The sequence below is a fragment of the Leptospira abararensis genome (genome assembly GCF_016918735.1).
GTDB classification, from domain to species: domain Bacteria; phylum Spirochaetota; class Leptospiria; order Leptospirales; family Leptospiraceae; genus Leptospira_A; species Leptospira_A abararensis.
On record NZ_JAFFPR010000055.1, the window covers coordinates 115260 to 135000 of the forward strand.

At 38.6% G+C, this 19741-nt stretch carries 12 protein-coding genes; 9 read left to right on the plus strand and 3 right to left on the minus strand.

Annotated elements, in window-relative coordinates; translation table 11 throughout:
• Positions 1-46 precede the first annotated feature (46 nt).
• The 3 genes from JWG40_RS16685 to JWG40_RS20100 all read left to right on the plus strand — a co-directional run bounded on the left by JWG40_RS16685 (position 47) and on the right by JWG40_RS20100 (position 7544).
• Positions 47-1021, plus strand: a complete 975-nt coding sequence (locus JWG40_RS16685; protein ID WP_205286901.1) for a cysteine synthase A — start codon at positions 47-49, stop codon at positions 1019-1021.
• Between the two features lie 287 nt (positions 1022-1308).
• The gene (locus tag JWG40_RS16690) at positions 1309-7098 is read left to right on the plus strand and encodes a LamG-like jellyroll fold domain-containing protein (RefSeq protein WP_232369445.1); all 5790 of its coding nucleotides are present in this window, start codon (positions 1309-1311) and stop codon (positions 7096-7098) included.
• The gene (locus JWG40_RS20100) at positions 7095-7544 is read left to right on the plus strand and encodes a c-type cytochrome (protein WP_332470967.1); all 450 of its coding nucleotides are present in this window, start codon (positions 7095-7097) and stop codon (positions 7542-7544) included. The genes JWG40_RS16690 and JWG40_RS20100 overlap by 4 nt, the downstream gene beginning before the upstream one ends.
• A 15-nt stretch (positions 7545-7559) precedes the next feature.
• On the opposite strand, the gene JWG40_RS16700 is transcribed toward JWG40_RS20100, so the two are convergent.
• Complete coding sequence (locus tag JWG40_RS16700; RefSeq protein ID WP_205286903.1) at positions 7560-8315, minus strand: hypothetical protein; 756 nt, start codon at positions 8313-8315, stop codon at positions 7560-7562.
• Positions 8312-10276 (minus strand): acetoacetate--CoA ligase, encoded by a 1965-nt coding sequence (locus tag JWG40_RS16705; protein WP_205286904.1) that lies wholly within the window; start codon positions 10274-10276, stop codon positions 8312-8314. The genes JWG40_RS16700 and JWG40_RS16705 overlap by 4 nt, the downstream gene beginning before the upstream one ends.
• 382 nt (positions 10277-10658) lie before the next feature.
• On the opposite strand from JWG40_RS16705, the gene JWG40_RS16710 reads away from it, so the two are divergent.
• From JWG40_RS16710 to JWG40_RS16735, 6 genes are all read left to right on the plus strand, one after another.
• Positions 10659-11738, plus strand: a complete 1080-nt coding sequence (locus JWG40_RS16710; RefSeq protein ID WP_232369446.1) for an MBOAT family O-acyltransferase — start codon at positions 10659-10661, stop codon at positions 11736-11738.
• Positions 11739-11747: 9 nt separating this feature from the next.
• Positions 11748-12836 (plus strand): DUF1574 family protein, encoded by a 1089-nt coding sequence (locus JWG40_RS16715; RefSeq protein WP_205286906.1) that lies wholly within the window; start codon positions 11748-11750, stop codon positions 12834-12836.
• Between the two features lie 84 nt (positions 12837-12920).
• A complete protein-coding gene (locus tag JWG40_RS16720) occupies positions 12921-13235 on the plus strand; it encodes a hypothetical protein (protein WP_205286907.1) in 315 nt (104 codons plus the stop codon).
• Positions 13236-13275: 40 nt separating this feature from the next.
• On the plus strand, positions 13276-14607 hold the full coding sequence (locus tag JWG40_RS16725; RefSeq protein ID WP_205286908.1) for a TolC family protein: 1332 nt from the start codon (positions 13276-13278) through the stop codon (positions 14605-14607).
• Complete coding sequence (locus tag JWG40_RS16730; protein WP_205286909.1) at positions 14604-15743, plus strand: efflux RND transporter periplasmic adaptor subunit; 1140 nt, start codon at positions 14604-14606, stop codon at positions 15741-15743. Before JWG40_RS16725 ends, JWG40_RS16730 begins: the two co-directional genes overlap by 4 nt.
• Position 15744: 1 nt before the next feature.
• The gene (locus tag JWG40_RS16735; protein ID WP_205286910.1) at positions 15745-18855 is read left to right on the plus strand and encodes an efflux RND transporter permease subunit; all 3111 of its coding nucleotides are present in this window, start codon (positions 15745-15747) and stop codon (positions 18853-18855) included.
• Here the strand turns inward: JWG40_RS16735 and JWG40_RS16740 are convergent.
• Positions 18804-19610 carry a dienelactone hydrolase family protein gene (locus tag JWG40_RS16740; protein WP_205286911.1) on the minus strand — a complete coding sequence of 269 codons (807 nt, stop codon included), beginning with the start codon at positions 19608-19610 and terminating at the stop codon, positions 18804-18806. The genes JWG40_RS16735 and JWG40_RS16740 overlap by 52 nt on opposite strands.
• Positions 19611-19741: the final 131 nt, after the last annotated feature.

Sequence of the window (19741 nt, forward strand, 5' to 3'; positions counted from 1 at the left end):
GACTTGGAAGATCTAAGTCTAAAGGAAAGGAGTCAAGTTCATTCTCATGAAAACAGATATACGAAACGGATTTATTGATACTGTTGGAAATACCCCGCTGATACGAATTAACTCTTTGAGTGAAGAAACGGGATGTGAAATTTTAGGAAAAGCTGAATTCTTAAATCCTGGTGGATCGGTAAAAGACAGAGCTGCCTTATATATTATCGAAGATGCAGAAAGGAAAGGCCTTCTTAAAAAAGGTGGAACCGTTGTTGAAGGAACTGCTGGCAATACAGGGATTGGTCTCACTCATATTTGTAATGCCAAAGGTTACAAATCCGTCATCGTCATTCCAGAAACTCAATCCAAAGAAAAAATTGAAATGCTACGCACGTTAGGTGCCAATGTGACTCTCGTCCCTGCCGTTCCTTATGCGGATCCAGGAAATTATGTACGAGTGTCAGAACGAATTGCCTTGGAAACTCCAAACTCAGTTTGGGCCAACCAGTTTGATAACTTAGCCAATAGAAAAGCACACTTTGAAACGACAGGACCTGAAATCTGGGAACAAACCCTGGGCAAAATTGATGTTTGGACGGCTTCCCTTGGAACGGGCGGAACCTATGCGGGAACCGGACTTTTTTTCAAATCAAAAAACCCCAATATCAAATGCATTGTGGCAGATCCCTATGGTTCAGGAATTTATTCCTTTGTCAAAACAGGAAAAATCACGATTGAAGGTTCTTCCATTACGGAAGGGATTGGGCAAGGCCGGATCACTAAAAATATGGAAGGAATGCCTGCCGACGATGCCATTCGCATTGATGACAAAGAAGCCCTTAGAATTTTGAATTTGGTTTTAAAAAAAGATGGTTTGTTTATGGGCGGAAGTGTTGGGATCAACTTGGCTGCGGCTTATCAAATTGCCAAAGATTTAGGTCCAGGACACACCATAGTCACTGTGTTATGTGACAGTGGAGCAAAATACCAATCTAAAATTTTCAATCCTGAGTTTTTGGCATCCAAAGGCCTCCTTTAAACCAAACAAATGTTCGTTTTTTTAGATTCTTTTTTGCAACTCTTTCTCAAAAAAAGCACTGTCATTACTTTTCCTAATTATGTAGGTACATTACCGAAGGTTAGGAAAGAAATTCTCTCGACTTTGTAAGTTCTTCTATTTTAGTTTTCGATAATAGAAAAGTCGCAAAACAAAAATGTACGGCTCTTTCTATTCAGAAAAAAATGAGTTACTTCCGAAGAATTTGTATCTGTCTTATTTTACTACCTTTCTTTGCCTGTAAATTTCCAGGGATCGAACGCTCTTTTTTGGATACCTATACTACCTTTCGTTTTTTACAAGCGAACACGCTTACTTATTCTATTTCTTTTCGTGTCTCGGGACTTTTGGGATCCGGCCTACAAATCGAAAACAATGGAGATGTTGTGGATGTGTCGGCGAACCAAACTTATACTTTCTCAAAAAAAATACAAGCCGGCTCTCCTTATAATGTAACGGTCAAAACCCAACCCTCGGCTCCCATCCAAAAATGTGTAGTTTCGTCTGGATCCGGTACAGTGCTTAACGGCAATATCGAAGGAATTCAAATTGTTTGTGGGGATGCACTTTATCTTATTTACGGAACGGTCACTGGTCTTCTCGGAAATGGACTCCAAATACAAAATGTAACAGGTGCCGGGACCGATGTGGTCAATGTCAATTCCTCAAGTTTTTCCCTACCACCAATCCCTTCTGGAGAGACTTATAATTTTAGCATCATAAGCCAACCCACAAGCCCAAGCCAAACTTGTTCCATCACATCCCCCGGGGTCACAACAGGAACGATGGCTGCGGCCCATTTGCCAGCAACAATCAACTGTACAACGAACTCATTTGCAGTCAATGCCCAAGTGACGGGGATTTTAGGAACACTTTCTGTTGGCAATGAACTAAAACTTACGTTAGATGGATCGAACACAATCAATGTCACGGCAGATGGAACCTTTGCCTTTCCTGGAACCTATTTGAGCGGGGGAACATTTTCTATAGCTATTGATAACCCGGGCGGTAACATAGCAACCGGAGTATGTACATTGGCTTCTGGAACCATCACTGTTGCCAATGGTGTTTATACCGTTCCAGTCAATTGTAGCAATGCATTTCTCGTCAGTGGAACAGTTTCTAGTCCTGGGGGAACTACAACCAGTATCCTGAGTGGATCGGTCACTTTGGATTTAGTAAATACAGGGGGGACCCCATTTGTCACACAATCTGTCACAGTCAATGCAGGTGTGACCAATTTTTCTTTTCCTTCCACAATTCCCGGTGGTTCTGATTACCAAATTGTTGTTTCTGGATCTTCACCTAATCAAGTTTGCACGATGTCAGCCGGAGGAACCCATTCGGGAACCACTTCGGATCAGGGAACTGCTATAGTCAATTGTAGTCTTCCTATTCCCACTTTTTCTCCTGTCAGTGGATCTATTTTTAATGATGATGGAACTGTAACTCTCGCCACTTTAATACCTGGGTCTGAGTATCGTTATACTTTGGGAAACGGAAGCCAAGCAGATCCCACTTGTGCCACAGGAACGGCGACAACAACTACAGTATCCTTAACCGATACAAACCAAGGCGTGATCAAAGCCATTCATTGTAAAGCCGGTTGGGTCGATTCAACTGTTGTGAGTTCGGTTTATACTCTGAAAGTCGCAACACCGACTCCTAGTTTGGCGACAGGTTCTCTTTTGAATTCCGGACAATCGGTAAGTTTTACGACAACCACTACGGGAACCACATGGGTTTGTTCGGAAAGTGCCGCAGGAACGCCAACAGATCCAGTATGCGGAGGAACAACAAATACTTGTTCTACGGGGACAGTAGGGAATTATATTTTTCCCACTCCAGGTTCTTCCCAAAATGTAAAGGTTCGTATGTGCAAAACAAACTTTGTTAGTAGCGACATCTTAAATTTGAACTACCAACCAAATGTATATTCTGTGGGCGGAACCATAAGCACCCTTACCTTTCCGTTTGGGGCAAATACCTTTGTTTTACAAAATAATTTAGGTGATGATTTGATCATTGCAGCCAATGGAACCTTTACCTTCAACACGGCCATTCCCACAGGTTCCAATTACTCTGTGACCGTCCTCTCTTCTCCGCAAAACCCTTGGCAAACTTGTAATATCACCAATGGATCAGGGACAGTGACCAACACTCCCATTACCTCGGTTGCCATCTCTTGTACTGTCAATCAGTATGCGATGAGTGGAAACATCACAAGCACTTCCGCATTACCTGCTGGACTCACTGTCACCAACGGAATTGATTCCATCAATGTTCCTGGTGGAGCAACAACTACTCCGATCTCCTTTGTTACACCGATTGCCAGTGGAACCAATTATGATATCACGATTACAGCAGAACCTCCAGGTCACGTCTGTGCCATCCAATCCGATTATTCAGGCACTGTCCTTGGAGCTAACATCACTAATGTCGCAGTGAATTGTGTCGCAGGATTTCGGTATGGGAATGCCATTACAGCCAAAAAACCAGCACCATTACAAGTGCATTATTATCGCGGTCTAGTGAGTCTAGCCGCAGGGCAAGTCACAAGTGGTTCGACAGATGCCATCGGACCCGCAGCAAGGTTCAATAGTATCAGTGGGATTACATTTGATGGAACCAGAGGATACATTGCCGATTCAGGAAATCATAAAATCCGGATTTTCCAACCTGGCACTGGTGCTGTGACATCCCTTGTCGGAAATGGAATTGCAGGAAATACAGCAGGATCAGGGGCTGTTAGTGCCTTAAATTATCCGAGAGGAATCACTACAGATGGAACCTATCTCTATGTTACCGAATTTTATGGAAACAGGATCAAAAGAATTCTCATTAGTTCCGGTTTTGCAGAAACAATGGCGGGTGATGATTCTACAATTTCACCTGCCAATGGAAACGTTGATTCTATAGATCCTACTTTAGCCAGATTTGCCGCTCCGACAGGAATTGTTTACGATGATGATAAATTATACATTGCGGAAAGAACCAATTCAACAATCCGCATTTTGAAGCTGCGAACAAGAGAAGTTTCGACTCTTACAAGCGGCGGAGATATCAACCAACCAGAGGGAATCACAATCTCGGGTGATTACATTTATGCTACTAATTTAGGAACTCATAACATCACAAAAACTCATAAAGTTACAGGAGCAACGACCATCCTAGCCGGCAATTCGAGTTCTGGATTTATCGAAGGTACTGGAACTAATGCTAGTTTTGTGATGCCACACGGAGTTACAAACGACGGGATCTTTTTATATGTGGCTGATTATGGAAACCATCGAATCAGGCGTATCCACATGCTAACAGGTGAGGTGATCACTGTCGCGGGTTCAGGAGGAACTGGTCTTACCAATGGAGAAGGCATAAATGCAACGATCGATTCACCGATGTATATGGCAAACATTGGAAATGTTTTGGTATTCGGAACCACACATGCACTTAGGTCACTCAACGCCTCTGGACTATTAGCATATTATCCTCTCAACGGTGTTGTTTATAATTATTTAAATAACCAAACCATAACGGCTGTGGGAAGCCCTGGTTTTGGTCTCGGTCGGTTTGGAGAAACTACCGGAGCCGCTTCCACATCCACAGGCAATGCAGGGATAGCTCCTTTACCTTCTGGATCAGTAAACAACGTTACCATGTCGGCATGGATCAATTGGGATGGAACCAATCCTGCCATTGCCAAAGTGATCTTCTATAATGGAACCGCAAGCTCCAACGGTCATGGACTTTTTATTTCCTCCGAAAGCCAACTGGGAATATTAAGGGGAGGTTATGCACCTGACCCAGTACATGCAACAGTCATTCCTGGACAATGGACACATGTAACTATGACGGTCGATAACAACGATATTTACCGAGTTTATATGAACGGTAATTTGGTGTTTCAAAAACAATTTCCAACAAATGCCCCCGCAGGAGACTTTTCGATTGGTGTTGCCTCTCTTGCCAATTTTTTTCCGGGAAGGATTGCTGATGTTCGGTATTACTCCAAAGTTTTAAATGAAGCAGAAATCAACGACCTGGCTCGGAATGCCGATTCAAGTTTAGTGGGAAATTCCTACGCATCTCGCCCCATTGAACTTCTCATGTTATATGAAATGAATGGGAATTTGAATCCCACAGGCCCAATTGGAGGAACCCTAACTCAATATGGAGGATTGACAGTATTTGCTCCGGGACGAGATAAAAGTCCGAATTCCAGCATAAGATTTGTTGCAGATAACTTAGGTTCTGCGGAGGGTTCAGAACTCGGATTGCCATTAAGCAAACACCCTCGTAGTGTTTGTGCGTGGATCCACCCAGAAAGATACCCACCGAGCTCGCAGAACTCAGCAATTTTTTCTTATGGCACTTCGAATCCAGAAACTGAATTCATTCTATCAATGTATACAGACCCAAGTGGAAACAATCTCCTTCGCTACGGAGGATTGGGTAGCGGTGAAGTATTTATAATGCATTCTGTTCCTTTAAACCGATGGTCTCACCTTTGTGGAACTTTTGATGGTACTTATGGATCTATCTATGTGAACGGAATTGATATCGTTGGACCCACTGACATCGGTACTTTTGTCAATACAACTACTGGAACCGGAGTGTACATCGGAAAAATGATGTATTTTCCAACACAAACCTTTGCCGGTAAAATTGCAGACCTAAGAGTTTATTCCAAAGCACTGAATGATAAAGAAGTGAGAAGACTCTCTGCTCAAATTCCTGTTGGTCTTGTGGCCCGGTTTGATTTTAATAAAGACCTTCAAGATGTCAGTGGAATGGGAAACCAAGTCACGAATATGGGTGTTGGCCTTTTTACAGATCGATATGGAAATGCTGCCGGTGCCATTAGTACAAACGGAACCAATTATATCTCGGTATCCACAACCGACACCCAATTGCCGAAAGCAAATAAACCAAGAACCATTTGTGCGCATTACAAATCGTCGATTGCAAATCCAGGAACGATCGTGAGTTATGGCCAACCTAGCACAGACAATATGATCTCACTTGGTACAGCAAATGTGGGAGCGAAGTATCTATTTTCAGGATATGGAAATGATGTAGAAGGCGCTTATTACAATCACGAAAATGTATGGCACCAAATCTGTGGAGTTTTTCACGGGCCAGCTAATGGGAATTTGGCGATGGTTTATCACAATGGTGTTTTACTCGAAACGCTTATTAAAAATACTTGGAATACAATTCCTACTACCTTCACCATTGGAACGAAAGCCGATCTCACCACATATTTTCCTGGATTTATTGATGATGTTTTAATTTATAATCGAGCATTAAATGCAAATGAAATCCAAGCGTTATCAGGTTATGACCCGAGGCAAGTAGTTTCCTGGTCTCCAACATTGGGACTCAGTAGTTTACGTCTCCACCTAAGTGCCGATAGTTTATCAAACCAAGGGAATGGCACCTCAGTTACCACATGGCATGATCGCAGTGGGAACGCAGCTTCATTCTTTGCCGGCGCAACACCGCCAAATTATAACAACGCTGGCTTCAATGGGAAACCATCTGTAAACTTTAATGCAGCAAGTTCACAATATCTTTATAGAGGATCGGCTTTAGACTTACCATTTGATAATTCTACATTCTTTTTGGCATTTAGCCGCACCGATCTTAACGATGGCCCAATACTAGAATCTGCGGCTGGAGGAGTTTCCTACAATCTCCAAAGCAATCGAGTCCACATGGTCAAAACAGGAATTGGAGATGTAGGATATAGTAATCCCATTTTTACTTCTACACTCACTCCATATATAATTGCCGTTGAACACTTAGGTGCCTCTTTATTTGGATTTTATTCCAGTGGACTCTCTTATGGAATTACTATAAATACGGCGCATACTTTTACGCAAAACAATGTCTATTTGGGAACCGATGAATCAACAACTCAATTTTTCTCTGGTCATATTAGCGAAGTCATTTATTACAAAACAAGTCTAACAAATGTTGGAAGGAATATTGTTTTTTGTTATTTATCACAAAAATACAATTTAAGTTTGGCAGGCTCAGGAACCTTTTGCGAGTGATTGGTTTCATAAAAAGAAATTCAGGAAACTTAATTAAGATTAGGAACCAAAGTTCTTATGTAAAATTCTATTTTAGTTTATTAGGATTATTTACTTTTTCCATTATCTTTAACTATTGTTCTCCGGAAAATGAGACTCCCATCAAAGAACCACCTCCCCCGCCGGCAGTGACAGTTCCTTTTCCAGAAGCAATGTACGTACAAAATGGATGTGCTTCCTGTCATGGAATGGAGGGCAATGGAAGGGGTACAAGATCCAGATTATTATCCAATTCGCGAGTTCCCAATTTCCAAGATAAGTCAACTTATATCTATGGATCCTCTAAAGAAGCTATTGCTAAATCGATTAAAAACGGAATTCCGGGAACATATATGAAAGCTTATTCACATATGCGAAAAGCCGAAATTAATGCGGTTGCAGAGTATATTCAAAAAATGCAAAGATAATTTTTCTTTTGTTCTTTATCTTCCTAAATTCATCAACACTGTAAACATTTCGCAAGCAGTCACAGAACCTAACTCGCAAGAGTCGCTCAACTCCTCCAATGCCATTGTAATTTCCTCTGATTTTTTTGTTTTCAGTCGATTCAGGGCACTGGTTTCCAATTCCTTTGATTTAGAAACTTGTTTTTCTGGATCTTGGATCTGCCAAGGCACCGGCCTTGTCCCCCAGGACAAACTGTCCAAAAATAAGTTTATATCTTTTTCAATTTGGGGATAAACAGACTCGTAACATGTGATTAATATGGTAAATCCAAATTCTTCTTCTGTAGCAGTGATATAATGTTGTAAAATTGTATCTTCTTTATCTTTAAAACTCCCAGACATTCCTAAAAACTTATACCCGTTATCGGATTTTGGGATTTTTTGTAAGGTGAAAGATTTACGAATATTGGTGATTAAACTAAATCTTTTGGATTCTGAATGGAAAAGAATGGGATTTAAGGGAAGTTTGTTTTCTGATTCTTTAAAAAGGACGACCAGGGCTGGAATGATTTCTCTACCTGATTCCTCTTTCAATGGAGAGGTTTTGAAATGATCAAACTTTGTGGTCAACCCATTGGATCTTCGTTCCGTAAGAAACCACTGAGAAGGAAGCTCAAACGAAATACAATTGGTCCGAAAACAGGAACGCCAACGATTCGACTCCGCTTGCAAATTTGTAGAAGCCAAAATAAAAAAAGTTAAGAACCAAATTGCGATCCGAAAAAAAATCATACACCCAGTTCCTTTCGATCTTTAAAATAATCTAGAGAATGCGGATTGGAGAGCGCGTTTTTATTTTTCACTTCGATACCAGCTACGGTTTGTTTAACGGCAATTTCTACTTTTTTTCCATTGACGGTATACGGAATTTCGGGAACAGAAAGAACCAAGGAAGGGACATGCCTTGGCGAGGTTTCTAACTTAATACGTTCCTTGATTTTTTTTATCAGACTTTCATCCAAAATAACACCATCCGCAGGAACCACAAAAAGAATCACACGGACATCATCCTTATACTCTTGTCCAATGATGACACTGTCTTTCACTTCAGGAATGGTGGAAACTACAGAATAGATATCAGCTGTACCAATCCTAACACCACCCGGATTTAAAGTAGCATCGGAGCGGCCATAAATCACCAATCCGTTCTCAAGTGTGATGGATGCAAAGTCGCCGTGGCACCAAATATTATCATAAGTTTCAAAGTAAGCAGATTTGTATTTTGCACCAGAGTTATCATTCCAAAAGTAAAGTGGCATCGAAGGAAATGGTGTCGGACAAACCAATTCTCCTTTTTGATTTTCTACTGATTTCCCCATATCATCGAATACTTGTACATCCATCCCCAAACCCTTACATTGGATTTGACCTTCAAACACTGGTAAGTTGGGGTTACCCAGAGCAAAACATCCATTTAAATCTGTTCCGCCAGAGATAGAGGAAAGTTGTAAATCTTTTTTAATATTTTCATAAACATAACGAAACCCTGAGTTCGGCAAAGGTGAACCAGTGGAAAGGATCACCTTTAAGGCAGACAACGAATACTTAGATTGAATAGATATCTTTTCTTCTTCCAAAACGGAAAGATATTTGGCGCTGGTTCCGAAAACTTGAATAGATTCCTTTTCTGCCATTGACCATAAAGTTTCCCAAGATGGATGGAATGGATTTCCATCAAATTGATAAAGTGTAGCACCCAAGGCTAATACCGATTGAGACCAATTCCACATCATCCAACCGCAAGTTGTATAATAAAAAAAACGATCTTGTTTGGATAAATTACAATGTAAAGAAAGTTCTTTAGTATGGTTGAGTAAAACACCACCACCTTGAACAATACATTTCGGAAGGCCTGTAGTCCCAGAGGAAAACATAATATACACTGGATCTGAAAAAGCAATGGAAGTATAAGTCAACTGATCTGAGGGATTTCTGGGACTAATCTCACTGTATCGAAATGGAAATTGGATCTTAGCAAAGTCTTTGGTTGGCTCAACGAAATCGTATACCAAGGTCTGTTTAAATTCAGAATGATTTGCTTTCGCCAATTGGATGGATACTTCTTCCAACTTATCTATAATGGAAATTCTTTTGCCTTTAAATAAATAGGATTCCACCGAAATCAGTACTTTTGGATTTATCTGTTCAAATCGATCTAAAATCCCTCGAACACCAAAGTCAGGTGAGGCGCTGGACCAAATAGCACCTAATGATGTAGATGCCAACATTCCGATTGTGGAAATTGGTGCATTTGGTACAAGACCAACCACACGATCTCCTTTTTTAACTCCAAGAGAGATGAAATGTTTTTGCAACCTCAATACTTCTTCTTTGAGTTCCGAATATTTCAATCGTTGAATTTTGCCATCTTCCGAATAAAATACTAATGCCCAATCATTCGGATTCCCAACGTCCAATAAATTCTCAGCAAAATTATACAAAGCACCTGGAAACCAAATCGACTTTGAAAAATGATCCCCATGTTCTATCGTTTTTTCTGGTTCTTTGTGTAACTTAAAACCAGAATAAGACAACCACTCATTCCAAAACAGTTCATACTGTTCCACTGAGAACTTATGAAAGGAAACATAATCAGAAAATGATTTTTTAAACTTAGTTTCCAAATGACCTTGGAAACTAGATAAATTAGTGATATTTGAATGAGGTGTCCAAAGTATATTTTGAGTCGCCATGGGAACTGATTTTTCTGGATTCGATTTTTGAGGCAAGTATGATTGTATAAAATGACTGGTAGGAAAAAATATCGATGTTATTCTAAGGCAAATGTTGTTTAATTCTATAGATTATTTTTTCTTTTTTATAGCCTGCTATATTATCTATTGGATTTCACCTTCTCGCTTTCGTAATTATGTCCTGATTATTTTTTCTCTGATATTCTACGGGTATTGGAGTGGTTCCTTTTTAATACATTTCGTACTTTTTATTATTCTCACTCATCTCTGTGTCCTCGGTATTCTCAAAACAAAAAACAGAATTTTTCTAATTTTGGGAATATCAATCAATTTGATTAACTTGTGTTTTTTTAAGTATTTCCTTACCTATATAAAATATTTAATGTTAGAGGGCGAACTAACCATTCCCTTTTTCCAGTCTTTGTCAGAAATAGTATTACCTTTAGCGATCAGTTTTTATACATTCCAAATGATTGCCTATTTGGTGGATGCTTGGAGAGGGAATTTTACTGAATCACCATTTCTTAACTTTTTGTTATTCATTTTATTTTTCCCCCAACTCATCGCAGGCCCTATTATGCGACACGATGATTTTTACGATCAGATCAATCGTTCCAGATTAACCTTAGATTTTGTACAAAGAGGTATCCTACACATCCTTTCGGGGTTAGTTAAAAAAGTTCTTATCGCTGATCAAATTGCCAAAATCATCAATCCAGTTTATTTAAACCCAAGTGAATATGATGGCCTTTCGATTTTATTATCAGCGATTGCCTTTTCTTTTCAAGTGTATGGTGACTTTTCTGGTTATACAGATTTAGCAAGAGGTTCGGCATTTCTACTTGGTTATAAAATTCCAGAAAATTTTCATTCTCCTTTTTTATCAGTCAGCTTCAGTGAATTATGGAGTAGGTGGCATTATACTCTTTCTTCATGGATTAGAGATTACTTATATATTCCGTTAGGTGGTAATCGAGTATCAGAACTTAGATACAGTATAAATACGATCATTGTAATGTCTTTATCAGGTCTTTGGCATGGGAATACTTATACTTTTTTTCTATGGGGATTTTTTCACGGCATTTTCCTTTCAATGGAGCGGTTTGCTTTCGGAAAACCCGATCGAAAATCTATGTCATTATTAAAAAAAATAATTACGATCATTTGGATCTTTCTTGTTTTTTCCGTTCTTATCACTTTTTTTCGTATAGACACTCTAAGCAAAATTGTAACATTTTGGTCGGCGAGTGTCAATCTGACGGGAAAAGTCATTTATCGCCCAGAATTGTGGGGACTCATCCTTGCAAGTTACCTAATTCAAATTTTTGAATTCAAAAATTACTTTTCTGCTAAATTCAAACCGCATCTGAATTGGGTTATTTTTATCCTAAGTTTTCTTGTTTATTTTGCTCTTATCAGAGTTGAATCTCCAGTCGAGACATTTATATACTTTCAATTTTAATGAGAACTTATGAAACCTAATAGAACTTATTTTTTACCATTTATCATTTTAATTACCATCTTCTTAATCGATAAATTGATTTGTATTCCCGATGTCAGAGAAAGTGGCCGGAGAAATTACAAAGCTACTCAAAATATTTTACTGGGAATGCCTATTGTTTGGGAAGAGAATAGAAAAATCCAAAACAGTGGGGAAAAAGTAGCAGTTGTTATAGGAACATCACGTTCAGAATCATTCCATGAATGGGCAAAAATTCCAATAAACAAATCAACTATGAATGAACCAGTGTATTTCGAAACTCGTACGGCGGTGAAGGCTTCAGAGTTTTTGTTATATTATTTATTAATCAAATCAATGTCTGATGCCGGTTTTAAACCGGACGTATTGTTTTTAGAATTTTCAGATGAAATGTTGAACGAAAATAATATTTATTCATACAAATCCAAATGGGCCGAGATCATGTTACATGAAAACGAATTGATCGATATCTATGATTCAATGAATTCGGAAATGCAACGAGATATTATTGCACGTCTTTTATTCTTAGGTTATAACTACCACTTCAAACCAGTTTTAGCAGTTAAAAATCTTTTTACTGGAAATCGTGTTACAAATGATACTTATTTTATTGGAATCTCTTCGTATATGAATCTGAAAAGACCTTACAAATCGGATGATATTGGATATGATATTAGCCAATTTCCTACTAATGAATTTCAAGAACGAATCATCGATTATGCAGAATCGAGAAAACAACATTTTCTGAGTCGTTTTGAAATTTCAGAAACAGAAACAAATTTCTTCAAAAAAATAGTAAACCATGCAGAAAAACATAATATCCCCATGGTAATCTGGGAACCACAAATTCACCCCTATTACAATGACATTCGGCAACAGATCACAAAAGGTGGGATTTTTAAACAGTATATTCGCCAGTTTGTGAATTCAAATTCAAAAAATATTCGTCATGTAAGTTTAAATGAGGGAAATACAAATTGCAAAACCTATGTGGACTGTAGTCACGTTTCACCAGTTTGTGTTCCCGAAATTGCAGATAAGTTATTGCAAATTGCAAAGGAGATACCAAACTTTAAGTAAGGTATGAAGCTAAATCTGAAAAAACCCACTTTTTTGAGGCATTTTTTTCTATTTATCTTTTTGTTCCTATTTTCCGCTAATTTCATGTACCAACGCATTGTTGATAACGAAGTCAATTGCGGCCTCATTGGTTCTCCAGAAAGTGGATGTCCCTATGCATTTTTAGACCATGCTTTAGGTGTGGATCCAGGTCATGATTTACAAGAAGACGGAGAACACACTGACCATGTTTGTTTTTCTTGTCCTTGCAATTTGATTATGTCTTGCTCTTGGGATTTGTATCTTTCTCACGTGCGCATTCAACTTCATAAAGTTTACATCCACCAACCTGAGCTTCTCATACCAAAACTTGTTACTTTAAATAGTTTTTTCCGACCTCCCAAACATAACCTCACTTAGTTGATTCGCAATTGTATTGCGTGAACACTTGGGAGGTTCTATGAATTTTTATCATTTCTCCAAACAACTTAAGATGGTTTTAAGTTGTTTGCCTTATATCTACATTACTACTGGCCCACTCCAGGCGGAATCAAATGTTTCCTTTGGAGGAAATTGCCAAAAATACAGTTCATTACTGGAACTCAGTCATTGTATTGTCCTTAAACAACCTGATTATCGAATCGAAGAAATTAAACTCAGAGAAATTTCTGGAAGAAAAAAAATTGCCTCTTACTACTTCCCATCAAATCCAGTTTTTAATAGTTATGCGGCAACAAGAAAAGGAGAAACGTCTAGCCCTGCTTTTTTATCTGGAACCACTGGAGCAAATAACTTTCAGGTAATGGTCAACCAAGAAATTTTTACCAATGGGAAACGAGAGATTGCAGTTCAAATCGCAGACGAAGAATTTAAGGCACAAGTCATTCGCCTAGAATCTGTAAGGCGAATTTTAGAATTCAATGTTTTAAAAAAAATAACAAGATTTCGTTATCTTCATATGGAAGAAGAAAATAGTCTTAATAGTTTAAATCTTGTTAAAGAGTTAAAAAAAGTATCCAAAGCAAGAGTAAACGAAGGTTTATCTCCTGGAATTGATGAGTCCTTATCTGAATCGGAAGAAATTCGGATTTTTAAAATTTGGAACCAAACACATAGGTTATCTGAAAATGCAAAGTCGGAACTAGAAGTTTTACTTGGTTTACCTCTAGAAATGGATACAACCCAGATTCAACAATGGTTTTTGCCCAAAGATTTGCCAAAAGAGAAAGCAGATTTAATTCAGATGGCAATGCAGATGCGTCCCGAACTTTCTTTGTCTGAAAAAGAAATTGAATTATCAGTTCTACGACAAAACGAAGTTAGACGCCAGAAAATTCCCAATGTAACGTTAGGGGCTTTTGCACAAAACGATGGATTTAATGAAAGAGTCGTTGGGGGAATGGTAAGTTTTCCCATGACTGTTTGGAGAGATTATGAGGGGGAAACCATCATAGCTTCATCAAAAATTGATAGTTCTAAAGAACTGAAAGAATCTGTTTTTAGAAATATCAAACAAGAAGTCCTATTTGCGCTGACTAACTATTTAACTCTTTCCGAAGAAATCAATCTCTACGATGCAACAAAAATGGAACGTGCTGAATCGGATTTAAAAAATCTGCAAGAAGCAATCCGATTTGGAAAAATAAGAATCATAGATGCCATCAATCACCAACGAATTCTTTTACAAACGAAACTGAACTATCTGAACACAAAATCTGAATTTGAGTTATCTCAAATTGAACTTGTTCGTGTTCTCGGTCTACCTAGCGACTCATTAGGGGTCAAACCATGAAAAAACAAACAATACTACTTCTTAGCTCCCTACTACTTATTGTCCTTTCTATTTATCTATGGAAATTCCGTGGAACAAACGTTAATTTAGATAATGCAGAGGAACCCAAAGACATTGTAAAATTATTGGGGGACAATAGAAAAAATCTCTCCTTAGAAACGGAAGTCGCCATAACACAACCCATCCAAACAAAAATCGAACTGATTGGGGAAACAGAAGCTGTACCCGATGCAATCATTGATGTGCCAGCCAGAATCTCGGGACGTATTACCGCCGTTTTCTTCGTAGAAGGTGATTCCATCAAAAAAGGACAAAAATTAGCAACTATTGATTCCCCAGAACTTGCAAAACTCAGATCCGCATATTTAGTAGCAAAATCCAAATATATTGCGGCTGAACAAAATTCAAATCGTATCAATTCATTAGTAAAAATGAATTTGGCCGCCAAACAAGAGCTTATTGATGCAGAAGCAAATCTAAAAGTCATAGAATCAGAAAAAATTTCAGCAGAAGAGAATTTAAGAGCAAATGGACTTGCTATCGATAACTCTGCATCGGGAGTGTATGCAGTGTTTTCTCCAAGATCGGGTCTCGCACTTTCTAGAAATGCAATTCCAGGATCGATTGTTTTAGGAAATCAAATCCTAACAACGATTGCAGAACTTTCGCATCTCTGGTTTCAGGCAAAGATTTTTGAAAACGATTTGAAATACTTGTCGGAAGGTATATCTGGTAAGATCATTTTGAATGCATACCCAGATTCAGAATTCGAAGGAGTTTTGGAGCATATTGGCGAAAAAGTAGATCCTGAATCCAGAACCGTTCACGCAAGACTTGTTTTTAAAAATAAGAATCGAAAAGCAAAGATCGGTTTGTTTGGAAAGGCATCTTTAAGTGTCAACGGTAGATCAGGAATCCAAATCGCAGAAGTTGCTATTCAATCTTACCAAAATAGAAAGTTTGTATTTATAGAATCGCAAACAAATGAATTCAAATGGAAAGAAATCACAACAGGAAGCACTACCGATGGAAAAACGGAAGTAATTTCTGGAATCACTGAGGGAGATCGGATAGTCACCAAAGGGGCTTTTGAACTCAAGGCAATTCTCTTCAAATCAACGTTTGGTGGAGAATGATATGGAATTTTTAACAAAAATTGTCCAAGTATCTTTAGAAAAGCGATTATTAGTTATTATATTAACAGTATTACTTTTGTTTGGTGGATTTTATTCGCTCAATCATTTAAAAGTAGATGCAGTTCCAGATATTACTAATATTCAAGTGCAAGTGATTACAACATCACCGGCTTTATCGACCTTAGAAATTGAGCAGTACATTACTTTACCTGTGGAGAGAGCCATCACAGGAATTCCTAACTTAATTGAGGTCCGTTCAGTTTCTCGTTACGGATTTTCTCTTGTAACGGCCGTATTTGCAGACGGAACTGATTTGTGGAAAAGTAGACAATTAGTCAGCGAAAAATTAACTGAAGCCTCCGAAAATATCCCTGCCATATTTGGAAAACCAGTGATAGGTCCTATTACCACTGGACTTGGTGAAGTGTTTCAATTTACATTGGAAAGTGAATTCCATAACCAAATGGAACTCACCACCTATTTGAATTGGTACATCAATCCAACACTCAAAACAGTTCCAGGCATTGTGGAAGTCAATAGTTTTGGAGGCAAAACAAAACAATACCAAGTCATTGTAGACCCATTCAAAGCAGCCGCGCTCGGAATCTCTTTAAACCAAATAGTAAATGCCGTCCAATCCAATAATTTATCTACAGGAAGTGGATACATAGAAAGGTCCGGCGAACAGTTGATTGTTGGGAGTGATGGATTACTAAAAAAGATTTCTGATTTTGAAAAAATTCAGGTAGGGAAAATGGGGGACGGATTTCCTATCTATTTAAGTAGCGTTGCAAAAATTGTCGAAGGCCCAAGGTTACGAAAAGGTGCAGCAACTGCCACGGGAAAATCAGAGGTGGTCGGAGCCGTAACACTGATGTTACTCGGTGAAAACTCACTGGAAGTGACAACGGCAGTGAAAGAGAAAATCACCCAAATTGAAAAAACTCTTCCTACTGGTATGAAAATTAAACCTTACTATGATCGTTCAATTATGGTAAAAAGTACTTTAAATACGATTGTATGGAATTTATCGGAAGGGGCAATCCTTGTGATTATCATATTATTCCTAATGATCGGTGATTTTCGATCAGGACTAGTCATTGCATCGGTCATTCCACTTGCCATGTTATTTGCCATTACTCTTATGTTTCTGCGAGACCTACCTGCTAACCTCATGTCTATGGGTGCTATCGATTTTGGTCTTATTGTCGATGGAGCTGTCATTCTCATTGAAAACTCACATAGGCGCTTAGGATTAAAACGAAAAGAATTAAAAAGAGATCTTACTGACAAGGAACAAAAAGAAACAATTTTAACAGCAACAATTGAAGTTCGTAAGGCAACCATTTTTGGTGAGATCATCATCGGAATTGTTTACATCCCTATCCTTACCTTAAGTGGAACAGAAGGAAAAATGTTTATCCCCATGGCGACGACCGTATTGTTCGCATTACTTGGTGCTTTCTTTTTAACACTCACACTCATTCCTGTCTTAGCATCTTATTTTCTAAAAGGGGGACATATCGCAGAAGGAGAAACAAAATTATTCGAAAAAATCCATAACTGGTATACTCCGAAACTCAATTATTGTCTGAAAGAACCTAAAAAAGTAACTTATTCTACAATTGGCGTCCTTGTTCTCTCGATCATCTTGTTCTTTCGATTAGGCGGAGAATTCCTTCCCAAATTAGATGAAGGGAATCTACTCATTGAAATTAGTCGTTATCCTTCCACTACATTAACCGAGTCTCTCCAATCTTCTATGAAAATTGAAAAAGCGATCCTCAAAGAAATTCCAGAAATTACTGAAGTGGTTTCAAGAACTGGATCTCCTGAGTTAGCTATCGAACCTATGGGTGTAGAAAAGACGGACATGTATATGGATATGAAACCGAGATCAGAATGGAATCTGACAAAAAAGGAAATCGAATCCAAGTTAGAAGAGATTATAGAAAGAGTCGCTCCCCAAGTAGCCTATGGACTGTCACAACCAATTGAAATGCGAAACAATGAAATTATGGCCGGTATTCGCGCCGATGTGGGGATCAAAATATTTGGTGATGATTTAATTCAGTTAAAATCCATTGCAGAAGAAATTTCTACAAAAATCAAACACATCCCTGGCGTTGTGGACTTACGAATTGAACAATTGTATGGACTAGAATATCTTAGAATAAAACCTAACAGAGAAAAGTTGGCAAGATACGACCAATCGATATTGGATGTCAACAAAGTCACGGAATCCATTTCCTCGGGAGTTCCTGCGGGTATTGTTTATGAAGGTATGAAACGTTTTGAAATTGTTGTAAAAACGGATGTTGGTTCCAACCCAGATCAAATCAAAAATATTCCAGTAAAGGTTGGAAAAAACACTTTTGCTCCCTTACATGAGTTATCGGATATCCAAATCGAAGATGGACCAGTACAAATTTACCATCAGAATCAAAACAGGTATGCTCTAGTTCAATTTAATATCCGAGGGAGCGATATGGTAAGAACGGTGAGTCTAGTGCAAAATGTTCTGCAAAAGGAAATCAAGTTTCCAGCTGGATACTATTATACGACTGGGGGTGAGTTTGAAAAATTTGAATCGGCAACAAAAACACTTTATGTTGTTGTTCCCATCACACTCCTAATTATTTTTCTGATACTCTATTTCGCATTTAACGAAGTTTCGGCGGCTATCATCATTTTTTTAAATGTTCCTTTTGCGATCACAGGTGGGATTTTTGCACTTTATCTCAGGAGTTTGCCATTTAGCATTTCGGCTGGTGTGGGTTTTATAGCACTCTTTGGAATTGCAGTACTCAATGGTCTTGTGCTCATCAGTTTTATCCGAAGTTTAGAACAGTCAGGAATCACAAAAGAAGAGGCAGTCAAAGTAGCAGCCATTTCTAGACTTCGGCCCGTCCTCACAACGGCTCTTTTAGCATCGATTGGATTCATCCCAATGGCAATCAGCTCATCACCCGGCGCAGAAGTCCAAAGACCTCTTGCTACCGTAGTGATCGGAGGGTTAGTGTCTGCGAGTGCACTTACCCTCTTTGTACTTCCTCTCGTTTATTTGAAGTTCGCTGCAAAAAAAGTCTTCATACTATCAAAAGACGCATAGTCCGCTTTTTCATTGTAAGCCAAACCTGGTAGTCCATGTTTTTCGGAACCAGGTCTTGTGAACCCGTGAACGGCTCCTGGGTGCGAAACAAAAGTCACAGGAGCTTTTGCATCCGTTACCGTTTTGATAAAATTTTCGACTGATGTTTTTGGAACAAAAGGATCAGCAGCACCATGGTGTACTAAAACTTTGCTTTTGAGTTTTTTTACACCCGATGCCAGGTTTTTACTCCCTAAAAAACCATGAAAGGAAACCACTCCTCCTTTTAAGTCAGCACCATCTAACGCAAGCTCAATGACTCCTCCGCCACCAAAACAATAACCAATCGCACCAATTTTACTTGAATCCACATTTGGATTTGATTTTAAGATCTCAAGGGCTTTGTAGATTTTTTTAAGGATAATTTTTGGATCTCCATTGGCACCAGATAGTTTTCCTGCTTCCACATGGTCTTTTGCAAGAATTCCTTTTCCATAAACATCCATAACAAATGCTACATAACCTAAATCAGCCAATTGTCTTGCGCGTTGTTTCGGATACTCGTTTAAACCCCACCATTCATGAATCACGAGAATGCCGGGTCTTTTTCCAGTAATCGAGGAATCAGTAGCGAGATAACCTTCATAGGTTTTCCCGTCCAATTTATATTCCACTGGAGTTCCCGAAACTGTTGATTTTACGGAAAGTTCTGAAGTGGGAACACTGGCACATTGTATGGCAAATACAAAGGTAAGAATGGAAATGAGTTGTTTCATAAGTCTCCTGTTCCGTCAATCAGCAGTGCCTTCAACGGAGATAGATCTTGAATTCTAAATCGAAACCTTAAAAAAGAAACCAATATTTCTCTTCATTTTTTTGAGATTTCCTCCAAGCCAAAAATTTGTTA